The organism is Citrobacter sp. RHBSTW-00944 (assembly GCF_013615435.1).
GTDB lineage: Bacteria > Pseudomonadota > Gammaproteobacteria > Enterobacterales > Enterobacteriaceae > Citrobacter > Citrobacter braakii.
Genome location: NZ_CP055418.1, coordinates 3,257,949 through 3,272,308, shown reverse-complemented (window position 1 = coordinate 3,272,308; position 14,360 = coordinate 3,257,949). Strand labels below are relative to the sequence as shown.

At 50.0% G+C, this 14,360-nt stretch carries 13 protein-coding genes; 3 read left to right on the top strand and 10 right to left on the bottom strand.

Features of this window, described 5'->3' with window-relative positions; all coding sequences use genetic code 11:
• Position 1 precedes the first annotated feature (1 nt).
• A complete protein-coding gene (locus HV334_RS15800; protein ID WP_181220603.1) occupies positions 2–865 on the top strand; it encodes a dimethyl sulfoxide reductase anchor subunit family protein in 864 nt (287 codons plus the stop codon).
• 29 nt (positions 866–894) lie between these two features.
• On the opposite strand, the gene ycaC is transcribed toward HV334_RS15800, so the two are convergent.
• Positions 895–1,521 (bottom strand): isochorismate family cysteine hydrolase YcaC, encoded by a 627-nt coding sequence (gene ycaC, locus HV334_RS15795; RefSeq protein ID WP_016152433.1) that lies wholly within the window; start codon positions 1,519–1,521, stop codon positions 895–897.
• Between the two features lie 385 nt (positions 1,522–1,906).
• Between ycaC and HV334_RS15790 the strand changes: the two genes are divergently transcribed.
• Positions 1,907–3,055 carry an MFS transporter gene (locus HV334_RS15790; protein WP_016152434.1) on the top strand — a complete coding sequence of 383 codons (1,149 nt, stop codon included), beginning with the start codon at positions 1,907–1,909 and terminating at the stop codon, positions 3,053–3,055.
• Positions 3,056–3,100: 45 nt separating this feature from the next.
• Here HV334_RS15790 and HV334_RS15785 read toward each other — a convergent pair whose 3' ends face one another.
• From HV334_RS15785 to HV334_RS15765, 5 genes are read right to left on the bottom strand one after another with little or no spacing between them, the layout of a single operon-like run.
• Positions 3,101–3,577, bottom strand: coding sequence for a PTS sugar transporter subunit IIA (locus HV334_RS15785; RefSeq protein ID WP_016152435.1), 477 nt, complete (start codon positions 3,575–3,577; stop codon positions 3,101–3,103).
• A gap of 53 nt (positions 3,578–3,630) precedes the next feature.
• Positions 3,631–4,542, bottom strand: coding sequence for a transketolase C-terminal domain-containing protein (locus tag HV334_RS15780; RefSeq protein ID WP_181220602.1), 912 nt, complete (start codon positions 4,540–4,542; stop codon positions 3,631–3,633).
• Positions 4,542–5,339, bottom strand: coding sequence for a transketolase (locus tag HV334_RS15775; protein WP_016156111.1), 798 nt, complete (start codon positions 5,337–5,339; stop codon positions 4,542–4,544). Before HV334_RS15775 ends, HV334_RS15780 begins: the two co-directional genes overlap by 1 nt.
• A gap of 12 nt (positions 5,340–5,351) precedes the next feature.
• Entirely contained in the window at positions 5,352–6,617 is a 1,266-nt protein-coding gene (locus tag HV334_RS15770) for a PTS ascorbate transporter subunit IIC (protein ID WP_047501181.1), read from the bottom strand.
• Positions 6,618–6,633: 16 nt separating this feature from the next.
• Positions 6,634–6,909, bottom strand: a complete 276-nt coding sequence (locus tag HV334_RS15765; protein ID WP_016152439.1) for a PTS sugar transporter subunit IIB — start codon at positions 6,907–6,909, stop codon at positions 6,634–6,636.
• 121 nt (positions 6,910–7,030) lie between these two features.
• Between HV334_RS15765 and HV334_RS15760 the strand changes: the two genes are divergently transcribed.
• Entirely contained in the window at positions 7,031–7,879 is an 849-nt protein-coding gene (locus HV334_RS15760; RefSeq protein ID WP_047359385.1) for a MurR/RpiR family transcriptional regulator, read from the top strand.
• Between the two features lie 57 nt (positions 7,880–7,936).
• On the opposite strand, the gene pflA is transcribed toward HV334_RS15760, so the two are convergent.
• The 4 genes from pflA to ycaO all read right to left on the bottom strand — a co-directional run bounded on the left by pflA (position 7,937) and on the right by ycaO (position 14,227).
• Entirely contained in the window at positions 7,937–8,677 is a 741-nt protein-coding gene (gene pflA, locus HV334_RS15755) for a pyruvate formate lyase 1-activating protein (RefSeq protein WP_003035751.1), read from the bottom strand.
• 185 nt (positions 8,678–8,862) lie between these two features.
• The gene (pflB, locus tag HV334_RS15750; protein ID WP_016152441.1) at positions 8,863–11,145 is read right to left on the bottom strand and encodes a formate C-acetyltransferase; all 2,283 of its coding nucleotides are present in this window, start codon (positions 11,143–11,145) and stop codon (positions 8,863–8,865) included.
• A gap of 59 nt (positions 11,146–11,204) precedes the next feature.
• Positions 11,205–12,062, bottom strand: coding sequence for a formate transporter FocA (gene focA, locus HV334_RS15745; RefSeq protein WP_003831909.1), 858 nt, complete (start codon positions 12,060–12,062; stop codon positions 11,205–11,207).
• A 404-nt stretch (positions 12,063–12,466) separates the two neighbouring features.
• Positions 12,467–14,227, bottom strand: coding sequence for a 30S ribosomal protein S12 methylthiotransferase accessory factor YcaO (ycaO, locus tag HV334_RS15740; protein WP_181220601.1), 1,761 nt, complete (start codon positions 14,225–14,227; stop codon positions 12,467–12,469).
• Positions 14,228–14,360: the final 133 nt, after the last annotated feature.

The following is a 14,360-nucleotide window of genomic DNA, read 5'->3' as shown; positions in this document are numbered from 1 at the left end:
GATGGGAAGTGGATGGCATGAATGGCCGCTGATGATCTTCACTGTCTTCGGACAGTGTGTAGTTGGTGGCTTTATCGTTCTGGCGCTGGCGTTGATGAAAGGGGACTTACGCCCTGAATCGCAGCAGCGCGTGATTGCCTGCATGTTCGGGCTGTGGGTATTAATGGGCATTGGCTTTATTGCTTCCATGCTCCACCTGGGCTCACCGATGCGCGCCTTTAACTCACTCAATCGTGTAGGGTCTTCTGCGTTGAGTAATGAAATTGCCAGCGGCTCAATCTTCTTTGCCGTTGGCGGCATCGGCTGGCTGCTGGCAACGTTGAAAAAAATGTCGCCCGTATTACGCAATCTGTGGTTAGTTGTCACCATGGTACTGGGCGTGGTTTTTGTCTGGATGATGGTGCGCGTGTATAACACCATCGATACCGTACCGACCTGGTACAGCATCTGGACGCCGCTGGGCTTTTTCCTGACGATGTTTATGGGCGGTCCGTTGCTGGGATATCTGTTGCTGAGAATTGCTGGCGTGGACGGTTGGGCGATGCGCCTGTTGCCGGCTATTTCAGTGCTTGCTCTGGTCGTGAGCGCCATCATGTCTGTAATGCAGGGGGCTGAACTGGCGACGATCCACAGTTCCATTCAACAGGCGTCTGCGCTGGTTCCGGATTACGGCTCGCTGATGGCGTGGCGGATTGTCGCTCTGGCAGTAGCGTTGTGCTGCTGGATTGTACCGCAAGTGAAAGGCTACCAGCCTGCAGTTCCGCTGCTTTCCGTCGCGTTTATTCTGCTGTTAGTCGGCGAGTTGATTGGTCGTGGCGTGTTCTACGGGCTGCATATGACCGTCGGTATGGCGGTTGCCAGCTAAATGACAAACCGGGGCATAGCCCCGGTTTTTTACTTCTGTTTAGTTAACGTGTCGTAGCTGGTCATCAGATTGCGATAATCAGGAATGTGATTAGAGAACAGCGTCGCCAGACCTTCGATATCGTTGCGCCAGTCGCGATGCAACTCACATGCGACACCAAACCACGTCATCAGTTGAGCACCGGCCTGGGACATCCGATCCCATGCTGAATGGCGAGTAATTTCATTAAATGTACCCGACGCATCGGTTACGACAAAGACATCAAAACCTTCTTCAATAGCCGAGAGCGCAGGGAAAGCTACGCAAACTTCCGTCACGACACCGGCAATAATCAGCTGTTTTTTACCGGTCGCTTTCACTGCTTTCACGAAATCTTCGTTATCCCACGCGTTAATGTTTCCGGGGCGAGCAATATAAGGCGCATCGGGAAATTGAGCTTTCAGTTCCGGTACCAGTGGCCCGTTTGGTCCTGTCTCAAAACTGGTTGTCAGAATGGTTGGGAGTTTGAAGTATTTTGCTAAGTCGCCGAGGGCAAGCACGTTGTTTTTAAATTTATCGGGATCGATATCCCGAACCAGAGAGAGCAGGCCAGCCTGATGGTCGACCAGCAGTACTGCCGCATTATCTTTATCAAGTCTTACGTAAGGTTTAGTCATGATATTTCTCCTGTTCAGCATCAGTGGGGGAAATTTGATGAGTTTAAGTCTACAGAAAGAACGATATATGGATTAGATACCTAAATAAGAACTCACTGTTCTATTTTGAAGACAATGCAGATCTGCATCCCGCATAGAGTTTAGTAAGAAATAAAAGTAAGGGGAGTCCATGAAATTTTTCGACTGAACGCAACGCGAGATTTTTGTTTTAGATCAATAAAAACAAGCAGATGTGTTTTTGTGTTTTTTATCTATTCACATTAAGAATCAGTAATGCAAATCGATCGTCCGGAAAGCGCCTCAGCCCTTTGATTGCGCCGATTGACAATGTTTTTGGCAGTGGCATGATGCGCATGAAATTTGAACTTCCTCACGGTTTTTATTCATGTCCATCTATACCCGTCCCGTCATGCTGTTGCTGTGCGGGCTGCTTCTGCTGACCCTGGCGATCGCCGTGTTAAACACGCTCGTCCCGCTTTGGCTCGCCCATGAAAATTTGCCCACCTGGCAGGTAGGTGTGGTGAGTTCTTCCTACTTTACCGGCAATCTGGTAGGGACGTTGCTGACCGGGTATTTAATAAAACACCTTGGTTTTAATCGCAGCTATTACATTGCCTCGCTTATTTTTGCCGCGGGCTGTATCGGCCTGGGGGTTATGGTGGGATTCTGGAGCTGGATGACCTGGCGTTTTATCGCCGGTGTTGGCTGCGCCATGATTTGGGTGGTAGTGGAAAGTGCGCTGATGTGCAGTGGGACTTCGCGTAATCGCGGACGCTTGCTTGCCGCCTATATGATGATCTATTACGTGGGGACGTTTTTAGGCCAGCTACTGGTTAGTAAAGTATCAACAGAATTGATGAACGTCCTGCCGTGGGTGACGGGTACGATCCTGGCTGGTGTTTTGCCATTGCTCTTTACGCGCATTGCCAATCAGCAGGGTGATGAACAGCAGTCTACTCCTATTACCTCCATGCTGAAGCTGCGTCAGGCGCGTCTGGGCGTTAACGGCTGTATTATTTCCGGGATTGTTCTGGGGTCTTTGTATGGCCTGATGCCGCTGTATCTCAACCATCAAGGGGTGAGCAACGCCAGCATTGGTTTCTGGATGGCGGTTCTGGTTAGCGCCGGTATTCTGGGGCAATGGCCGATTGGCCGCCTGGCAGACAAGCTGGGACGCCTGCTGGTTTTACGCGTCCAGGTCTTCGTGGTTATCGTCGGAAGTATCGCCATGCTGAATCAGGCGGCGATGGCGCCTGCGTTGTTTATGTTGGGTGCGGCAGGTTTTACCCTCTATCCGGTGGCGATGGCATGGGCCTGTGAAAAGGTTGAACATCATCAGCTGGTCGCCATGAATCAGGCATTGTTATTAAGCTATACCGTTGGCAGCCTGCTTGGTCCTTCATTCACCGCAATGCTGATGCAGAATTATTCCGATAATCTGTTATTCATTATGATCGCCAGCGTATCGTTTATTTATCTGCTGATGTTGTTGCGTAGCGCCAGACATACGCCGACTCCGGTGGCTCACGTATAAAGCGCGCCAGACGGTATGCAAGGCAAAATGTTTGCATACCGTGACTCATTTTCCCATTGCGGGTATGCCGGAAGTTGCGAGGTATTCGCATGCTTTCAGCGTGCAGTGAAGTTGCGCCTGACTGGTCATACTCGTCAGCTGTTGTAAATGCTCCCCTTCATCCAGCCAGCAAACCAGTTTTTGAATCATTTCAATATGTCGGGTGCTGCTGGCAGCCGCCAGGACAATAATTAACCGCACATCTGGATGCCCTGGAAAAGGCACCGCCTCTTTCAGACACAAGAGCGACAGATGTGTCTCACTGCTTATCACTCCTTCTTCTGGACGAGCGTGCGGTAGGGCAAACTCAGGGCTTAAGATGTACCACGGACCCAGTTGTTCTGTTTCACGGATGATTGCCTGAGCGTAGGCGGACGTAATCGCGCCCAGTTCTTCCAGAGGCTGGCAAGCCAGCGTCACGGCCTCCTGCCAGGAGTGGCATTGTTCACGAAACTGACAGGCAGAAAATAGCGCAGATGTCATTGTGTTCTCCTTATTTCAGAGCAGCAGACCGCATTGCGGTCTGCCAACCCGAACTATCTGAGGGCTTCAAAGAGTGCGGTCGCCGAAATACCGTATTTCTCTTTCAACTGGCGGCTATTGCCTGATTCCGTAAACGTATCTTGTGTCCCCAGTCGGATTAATCTCGTGGTTAATCCTTCCTCCGCCAATACTTCAGCAACCTGTCCGCCAAGCCCACCGGTGATCGTGTGATTTTCAATCGTTGCGATCTGCGGGCAGTTGGCAATCAGTTGCAGAAAGCGCTGGCGGTTAAACGGTTTTAGCATGGCGACGTGAATCAGCTTGCCACGTTTTCCCTGGGCGCACAGCTGCACATAACCTGCGCTTGCCTGCTCCAGAACGGTCCCTTCATAGAGAATGGCGAAGTCATTGCCTGAGTCCTCCACGGCGGCGATATCGGTCACTCGCGGAACGGCAGATTTATCGCGCACGGGCATCGGTTCTCGGGCTACGCGAATATAGACCGGACCGGGAATGTTTACTGCCTGTTCAAATGCGGCCTCAACTTCTTCAGCGTCGGCAGGCGTTAGAATTGTGAGCCCCGGCAGTACGCGCGTCAGGGCCAGATCTTCCAGCGCATGATGCGATGCGCCGTCAGGTCCATCATCCATTCCTGGGTGGCTACCAACTAATTTAATGTTAGCTTTGGCGTAGCACGCCTGGCGCAGTTGAGTCCAGGCGGTGCCTGTCACAAACATCGCAAAGTTAACGTAGAACGGAATATTTCCTTCCAGCGCCTGGCCAGTGGCAAAACTCATTGCCGATCCTTCCGCAATACCCATTTCAAAGAAAGCGTCTGGATAGATGGCCTGGAACTGGTCAGTGCGGGTGGAGCTGGCTAAATCACTATCAATGGCGACAATGGGATAGCCCTTTTTTTTCAGGGCAATGAGTGCGTTACCAATTTCATCACGTGGGGCTTTCATCACTGCAACTCCTCCATAGCCTGCTGATATTGTTCGGTGGTTGGGGTTTTTGAATGCCAGTCACCGTTATTTTCCATATAGCTAACGCCACTGCCTTTGGTGGTATGCGCAATAATGGCGACAGGTTTTCCTTTCAGATGGCGTGAAAGCATCAGCGTGTCGGCAACCTGATGCATATCGTTACCGTTATGGAGTTCGAGTACGTGCCAGCCGAAAAGACGCACTTTGTCGGCCAGAGGTTCCAGATTCACCACCTGATTAACGGGGTCGTGGGAGGAAAAACCGTTGTAGTCGATAATCGCCACCAGGTTATCCATCTTCATATGGCCTGCTTGTTGTAGCGTTTCCCAGATTTGTCCTTCGTGCATTTCGCCATCGCCAATGATGGCGAAAACGCGCTGTGATTCCCCCCGCTGTTTTTTGGCCGCCGCCATACCAAAGGCAATGGATAATCCCTGGCCCAGCAGGCCGGTTGTTGCATCGACTTCGGGCAGAGATTTGATGCTAGGGTGCCCCTGTAAACGTGAGTTAATTTGTCGAAAAGTATTAAATTCGCTGCGCTCAATTTTGCCTTTTTGATGCAGCATGGCGTACTGAGCAGCAACCGCATGACCTTTGCTCATGACCACGCGAGCGCGAGGGGCGCAGGAGAAGTCCACCTCTTGATCGTAAATCCAGGTCAGAATGTCGATGATGGACAATGCACCGCCAGGATGGCCAATGCCTGATTCATAAATCATGGTGACAATATCCCGGCGAGCAGCCAGCGCATGGGATTTCAATTCGTCAATATTCATGTTCATTCCTTATCAGGGCAACATTTTGCCGATGTAATAAACCACTAAGCCGAGGGCGACAAAATCTGTCTCCGGGAAGCTAGTACCGGACAATCCCACCGATTCCATGATGGGATAGATGAGTGCCGGGCCAATACCAATTAATATGCCAGTGACAAAGCTACCGGCGATGGCCCCTTTCCAGCCTCCTGACGCATTACCGAAGACGGCGGCGGTAGCACCAATGAAGAAGTAGGGGATGGCGACGGGGATAATGACCGTTTGCCCAATTGATGCGAGTACCCCCATAACCACCAATCCACCCACAAAGGAAGAGATGAAACCTAAAACGGTGGCGGTTGGGGCATACGGAAAGACGACTGGGCAATCCAGTGCGGGTTTGGCGTTCGGGATAAATTTTTCAGAGATGCCCAGAAATGCCGGGACTATTTCTGACAACAGCAAGCGAACGCCGGTGATGATGATATAAAGCGATGCGGTAAACGTGAGTGACTGGAATAGCGGATAAACCAGCCAATGCATTCCACCGGCGGCGGCTGTTACCGCTTCTTTGCCTGCGGCAAGCGCCGCGATGTAATAGAAAATACTGACAGAGATGGACACGGAGACGATGTAGTCTTTAAAAATCCCCAACCATCCGGGAAGATTTAGCTTTTCTGTTGACTGCTTAGGATCGCCCACTTTCGAACCGATCCATCCCGATAGCGCGTAGGCCAGAGTAACGTAATGACCCATCGCGATTTCATCATTACCGGTAATCTTACGCATCCACGGCTGAGCGATAGCTGGATAGACACAGGCCGCAAGCCCCAGCAGTATGGAGCCGACGATGATTGTTGTTACATCGCTGTAGCCAAGCGCCTTAAGCGTAACGGTTAAGAGGGCAGACAGATACAGATTATGTTGACCCGTCAGGAAGATGTATTTGAACGGCGTTACGCGGGCAAAAAACAAGTTCCAGCCGAAACCAACGACCATGATGAGTGAAACGCACATGGCAAACTTGGTTTGTGCCAGCCCTGTTAACGCTTCGGCTAACGGCATCACTCCTTTCAGACCGAATCCATCGCTGAATAAGGTCTGAAAATTACCTAAGGATGTCACCGCAATCCCTGCTCCGCCGGCAAATACCAGAAATCCGACGATGGTTTTAAAGGTACCTGAAAGCACTTTTTCGATGGGTTTACGCTGGATAAGCAAACCAATTAGCGCAATAAAGCCAACTAAAAGTGGGGTTACACCCAAAATGTCGAATACAATGAACTTTAGGAGATCCATATTTCCCCCGGAGAGGTTAGTTGTTTTGAACAACGCTGGTGAGCGCAGATTCCATTTCTTCGCTGTTCATCAGATCGGTGATACCGATTGCTCTGAACCCGGCGGCTTCTACCTCATCGGTCAGGTCGCTCATGGTGATCACGAAGTCGATGTTTTGCCAGGTTCGTAGCCCTGACAGGACATCGTGTTCAAGATCGATATCCCAGCCATGTTTATCGATGACTTTTTGGGCTTTGATTTTCAGCATTAGCGAACTGCCCATACCGGTACGACAGACGATCAGACCTTTCATTAGACGTTCTCCTGTTTGTAAAAATAATTATTTTTAATTATCATTGGTGCGATAAAAATTATTATCGCAAAGCCGGGCAAAGTATGTGACAGCATTTGCATTTTGTGCAAAAAGGCGAAAAATGAGTCAGATAGATACTAATTTATTGATTAACATAAGAAATGGGGCTTCAGAGCTGAGTCCGATCCTGGAAAAGGTAGGGCGTTTTATCACTGAAAATCCTGATTTTGTGATGCGGCATACGATAACCGAGCTGGCCGATTCTATTGATACCAGTGAGGGGAGCATCACTCGTTTTTGCCGTGCCTTTGGTTTTAAGGGGTTTTCTGATTTCAGAACGGCTCTTGCACTGGAACAAGGAGCTGCACGGCCGAATGATGGAGGAAGTGAGGAGACGGCGGCGGTACTGGCAAGCGTTTGTGACAGCAATGCCATCATCGACAGCAAAGAATTGCAGGCGGTTGCGACCTGGTTAAATCAGCTCAGTAATATTGCAATTTATGCGGTAGGTACGGCGGTGCCGGTGGCGTTATTCCTGCAAATCAATCTCGTGCAGATGGGGAAAATAGCCAGTTATATCGACCGATTTTATCCGGCGGCTATCTCTCCGTTGGCGGACAGCCAAAAAACAGGGATTATTGTTATTCATACAGAACAAATCTCTACCGATATGATGCAGTCGCTGACGCTAGCGAAGGAACAAGGCATAAAAATTCTCTCGTTAACTCGCGGATCGTTTGCTCCATTAAATCGGCTTTCTGACTGGAATTTACAGGCGGCGGTTGCGTTACAGGGGGAAGGTGAGTCTGGTTTTGCTGAAATTGCTGGTGCGATGATGGTGGCGGATCGCATACTCAGTGCTCTGGAAGAGCAGGATGAGCGTTACGTGCAGTGTCGTAAAGCACACCAGAAACGTATTTTCTCTATTGAAAGCGTGACCAATAAACTTTCAGAATATTTTATGTCGTAGGCATCGAACGTTGGCGTCGCGCTACTCAAGCAGAGCGCTGCGACGCCGTGGTCGTCATTAGTACATCACTTTATGACCATACTGCTCAAGAATGCCTTTCACGCGCTCCATGGTCTCTTTCTTCGGTGGCTTAACACCGTCAAGTTTGTACTCTTCACCCATTGCCACCCATTTGTGTTTGCCCAGCTCATGGTATGGCAGCAGTTCGATTTTCTCTACGTTGCCCATATCGCGGGTAAACTCGCCCAGGCGGTGCGCGGAGTCGTCATCGTCAGACCAGCCAGGCACAACGACGTAGCGGATCCACACCTTGATGTCTTTATTGGACAGGTAACGTGCGAACTCAAGCGTACGATGGTTAGATACGCCCACCAGATTCTGATGGATTTCATCATTCATCTGTTTGAGATCGAGCATCACCAGGTCAGTGACTTCCAGCAATTCATCGATCACCGGATCGTAGCGGCGAACAAAACCGTTGGTATCCAGACAGGTATGAATACCTTCTTTTTTACAGGCACGAAACCAGTCGCGTACAAATTCAGCTTGCAGGATAGCTTCGCCACCGGACGCTGTCACACCGCCACCGGAGGCGTTCATAAAGTGGCGGTAGGTCACGACCTCTTTCATTAACTCGTCGACGGTGACTTCTTTGCCGCCGTGCGTATCCCATGTGTCACGGTTATGACAATACAGGCAGCGCATCAGGCAGCCCTGGAAGAAGGTAATAAAACGGATGCCCGGGCCATCAACAGTGCCACAGGATTCAAAGGAGTGAATGCGACCAATAACTGACATTGCGGTGTTTCTCCAGGTGTGGCCCATCCGGGGCCAGTGTTAGTGCACAGTTATTAACTGTGTCGAGTCTGTTTTGGCTGCTATCCATAAGTATAGATAGCTGACAAAGCAGGCTATTAAAAAGGCCCCACTTACGTGGAGCCTTTATTGTACGCTTTTTAAAGTACGATTTCAGTCAAAACCAATTACATGGTCTGAGTGAAGGTACGAGTAATAACGTCCTGCTGCTGTTCTTTAGTCAGGGAGTTAAAACGTACTGCGTAGCCAGAAACACGGATGGTCAGCTGCGGATATTTTTCCGGATGTTCCATCGCATCCAGCAGCATTTCACGGTTCATGACGTTCACGTTCAGGTGCTGACCACCTTCGATGGACGCTTCGTGGTGGAAGTAACCATCCATCAGACCAGCCAGGTTGGTCTTACGAACTTCGTCGTCTTTACCCAGTGCGTTCGGAACGATAGAGAAGGTGTAAGAGATACCATCTTTAGCGTAAGCAAACGGCAGTTTAGCAACGGAGGTCAGAGAGGCAACAGCACCTTTCTGGTCACGACCGTGCATTGGGTTAGCACCCGGTCCGAACGGCGCGCCAGCACGACGACCATCTGGGGTGTTACCGGTTTTCTTACCATAAACCACGTTAGAGGTGATGGTCAGAACAGACTGAGTCGGGATAGCGTTACGATAAGTAGTCAGTTTCTGAATTTTCTTCATGAAACGTTCTACCAGGTCAACCGCCATGTCATCAACGCGAGAGTCGTTGTTACCAAACTGCGGGTATTCGCCTTCGATTTCGAAGTCGACAGCCAGACCGTCTTCGTCACGAATCGGTTTAACTTTCGCATATTTGATTGCAGACAGGGAGTCAGCAGCAACGGACAGACCAGCGATACCACACGCCATGGTGCGGATAACGTCACGGTCGTGCAGCGCCATCAGAGAGGCTTCGTAGCTGTACTTGTCGTGCATGTAGTGGATAACGTTCAGTGCAGTGACGTACTGTTTAGCCAGCCAGTCCATGAAGTGATCCATGCGCTCCATAACTTCGTCGAAGTTCAGAACGTCGCCTTTGATCGGTTCAGATTTAGGACCAACCTGCATTTTCAGTTTTTCATCAACGCCGCCGTTGATTGCGTACAGCATGGTTTTCGCCAGGTTTGCACGCGCACCGAAGAACTGCATTTGTTTACCAACAACCATCGGGCTTACGCAGCAAGCGATAGCGTAGTCGTCGTTGTTGAAGTCCGGACGCATCAGGTCATCGTTCTCGTACTGCAGAGAAGAGGTGTCGATGGACACTTTAGCGGCGAATTTCTTGAAGTTCAGAGGCAGTTTTTCAGACCACAGAACGGTGATGTTCGGCTCCGGAGAAGGACCCATGGTGTACAGGGTATTCAGGAAGCGGAAGCTGTTTTTGGTAACCAGAGTACGGCCATCAACGCCCATACCACCGATAGATTCAGTTGCCCAAATCGGGTCACCAGAGAACAGTTCATCATATTCAGGGGTACGCAGGAAACGAACCATACGCAGTTTCATGACCAGGTGGTCAATCATTTCCTGAGCGTCTTGCTCGGTGATTTTGCCTGCTTTGATATCACGTTCGATGTAGGCATCCAGGAAGGTGGATACGCGACCGAAGGACATTGCTGCGCCGTTCTGAGATTTAACCGCGGCCAGGTAGCCGAAGTAAGTCCACTGGATAGCTTCCTGAGCGTTGGTTGCCGGACCAGAGATATCGCAGCCATATTTAGCAGCCATTTCTTTGATCTGACCCAGTGCGCGGTGCTGTTCAGCAATTTCTTCACGCAGACGGATAGTGGCTTCCAGGTTTACGCCGTTTTCCAGATCGGACTGCAGAGAGACGAACTGAGCGTATTTGTCTTTCATCAGGTAGTCGATACCGTACAGCGCAACGCGACGGTAGTCACCGATGATACGGCCACGGCCATAGGCATCTGGCAGACCAGTCAGAACACCGGATTTACGGCAGTTCAGAATGTCTTTGGTGTAAACATCGAATACGCCCTGGTTGTGGGTTTTGCGGTATTCGGTGAAGATTTTTTTCAGCATCGGGTCCAGTTCGCGATTGTACGCTTTGCAGGAACCTTCAACCATTTTGATGCCGCCAAACGGAATGATCGCACGTTTCAGCGGAGCTTCAGTCTGCAGACCAACAATTTTCTCGAGCGCTTTGTTGATGTAGCCAGCGTCGTGAGAAGTGATGGTAGAAGCAACGGAGGTGTCAAAGTCAACAGGCGCGTGAGTGCGGTTTTCCTGTTTAACGCCTTCCATCACGCTGTCCCACAGTGCAGTGGTCGCATCAGTTGCGCCAGCCAGGAAGGACTCGTCACCCTCATACGGAGTGTAGTTTTTCTGAATGAAGTCACGGACGTTTACTTCATTCTGCCAATCACCTTTGGTAAAACCTTCCCAGGCTGTGGCTAACTTTTCATTAAGCTCGGACATGTAACACCTACCTTCTTAAGTGGATTTTTTATTTACTGCGTGTAATGGGCATCATCAGATTAATGATGATCGTTACCACGCAGATAAATGACCCAGTATGTCAACCCGACCAACAAACCGCCGCCGATAATGTTGCCGATCGTAACCGGAATCAGGTTATCGGTGATGAAATTCATCACGGTCAGGTGAGAAAAATTCTCCGGAGAAGACCCAACAGCGGTCCAGAATTCCGGGGTGGCGAAATCGCGAATTACAATACCCATAGGGATCATAAACATGTTTGCGATACTGTGCTCAAAACCGCTGGCAACAAACATTGCGACCGGTAATACCATGATAAACGCTTTGTCCATCAGGCTGCGACCCGAATAGCTCATCCATACTGCCAGACACACCATCAGGTTAGCCAGGATGCCAAGACTTACCGCCTCAACAAAAGTATGGTGCACTTTGTGGTCGGCTGTTTGCAGGACGTTGAGACCCCACGCGCCGTTAGCGGTCATATACTCGCCAGAAAGCCACATGAGTAACACGAAGATCAGGGCGCCAATCAGGTTGCCGACATAAACGTTAAGCCAGTTTTTAGCCAATTGGCCCCAGGTGATGCGACCACTGGCTTTCGCTACGACAATCAGTACGGTTGAGGTGAAGAGGTCTGCACCGCAGACAACGCAGAGAATCAGCCCCAGGGAAAAGCAGATACCACCTACTAGCTTCGCCATGCCGAAAGGCATTGTGCCGGTACCGGTTGTGGCGGTGATATAGAAAACAAAGGCAATTGAAATGAATACACCGGCAGTAATTGCCAGATAGAACGTCTTAAGCGGATGTTTCGTTGCTTTATAGACGCCTGCTTCTTCGGCAACTTTGGCCATTGCAGCAGGAAGAATAAGATCAAAAGGGTTGTCAGCTTTCACACTAACTCTCTCTTTATTAAGTCGGCGACGAGATACTAACAAAGCATTATAGATGAGAATTTGATATAGATCATATCTCGCCTGGCTTATAGGCCCGTAAGGCGCATGGTTTTTATGCGATTACGGTGTAACTTGTTGATTATCCAAATAAAAATAAATTTTAAAAATTATAAAGTGAGTTGAATTTTTTCTTTCTGTCTCCTCTGGGGCGGTTAATTAAAATGGAGTAATTGAGATAAAAAACCACATTAATAAGCTAATTTTCTTAATATCAACTACTAATATTTAACCTTGTTTTTACATTTATTTTTTGATTTGACCAAAATAAAAAACAGGGCGCATTAAGCGCCCCGTAATATAGCCCAGACAATACCTTTAGCCTACTCAGCGCAGGCTGATTGTCACTATTTTGACCAATGTGCTGCTTTCGCGCGCTGCAGTTTTTCGTAAGCTTTCAGCAGAGACTGATGCGCCGGGAAAGCCTGCAGATCGCTATCAACAGTTTGAAGCCCGTAGAACGGCGCTTCGCCACTTAATGCTGCACTTGCGGCTTCAACCGCCTCGGCACCGTACATGCGAACAAACGCGTTCAGATATTGTAGCGGCTGACGATCTTCTTCCTGAGATAGCAACAGCAGCGTTTGCAGACAGCGGTAGTAGTTGGCACGTTCAGCGCTAAAGACAGAGGCGTTGAATTCCATCGTCCATTCTGTCCAGACCAGCGCCTGCTCCAGGTCGCCGCCGGCCAGCGCCAGCATCACTTTAAGCTCGCCAATGCGCAGGGTGTACCAACCGTTATCCGCACCGGTTGCCAGACCGAGCAGCTCGCGTACGCGGGTGAAGTCGTCAAAGCCTTCTTCATCCAGTTGTTCGATCAGATTGAGATAGTCTTCTTTATCCCATTCACTGCCCGGAAGAGAGAGGATAGTGTCACGCAGATGGGCGCCCATGGCGTTGTTGGCTAACCACAGATCTTCAGCCGGATAGATGTCAGACATTCCCGGAACAATAATGCGGCACGCGTAAACGCTCAGGTGCTCGTAGTCGGCGATATACACTTCTTTATCTTCAGCGTTGAAGATGGCCATCAGGGTGGCGAACTCTTCTTCCGTGGTGCCGGAGAAATTCCAGTCAACGAACGGATAGTCAGCATCCTGCTTGAACAGATCCCAGGAGATCAGGCCGCTGGAGTCGATGAAGTGGGTTTCAAGGTTAGTGTGTTCAGCCACTTCTTCGTCGTCAAAGGTCGGAGGGGTGAAGACATCAAGATCTTTCAGACCACGACCCTGCAGCAGTTCAGTGACGGTACGCTCCAGCGCAACGCCGAAATCCGGGTGCGCACCGAAGGAGGCAAAGCAGGTACCATTGGCCGGGTTGAACAGGACAACGCAAATCACCGGATACTTGCCGCCCAGCGAGCCATCGTAGGCGAAAATTGGGAAACCTTCCGCTTCCAGTTTGGCGATGGACTCCACCACTGCCGGATAGCGCGCCATGACTTCGGCCGGGATTTCCGGCAGGCTGATGCTTTCCGCAATAATACGGTTCTTCACATGACGCTCAAAGACTTCAGACAGGCCCTGAACGCGCGCTTCGTTTCGGGTGTTACCCGCAGACATGCCGTTAGAAACGTACAGGTTGCCAATAATATTCATCGGAATATAGACGGTCTGGTTATCCGACTGACGGGTAAACGGTAGGCCACAGACCCCACGTTCTTCATTACCGGATTGCAGATCGATAAGCATGCTGCCAGTCAGTTCGTTGTCTGGATCGTAAAACGCACGCAGACGAGCATCCAGTAGACCTTCAGGTACGTCGTCTTCTTCAGTCAACGGGAACCATTTTTCGTTCGGATAATGCACGAATGGACCGTTGGTGATGGTTTCACCCAGCCAGAAATCCGCAAAGAAATAGTTAGTCGACAGACGCTCAAAATATTCGCCCAGCGCGGAAGCCAGCGCCGCTTTTTTCGTCGCGCCTTTACCGTTGGTGAAGCACAGCGCGCATTCTTTGTCGCGAATATGTACTGACCAGACGTTAGGGACGGGATTCAACCACGAGGCTTCTTCAATTTGAAAACCAAGGTCGAGCAATTTTTGCTGGAAGCGAGCGATGGAGTCTTCCAGAGCGGCATCTTTGCCGGGGATAAATGTTTGCGTCATGAAAATCACTTTTGTCGTACGGAAAGCGCGCAATGATACGGGTTTTAAATGAATGGCGCTATCGTCGCCGGAGTTCAGACGTAAATAAAAGTATTAGCTATGCTTTCCTACAGCCAACCACGTTTAGAGCATA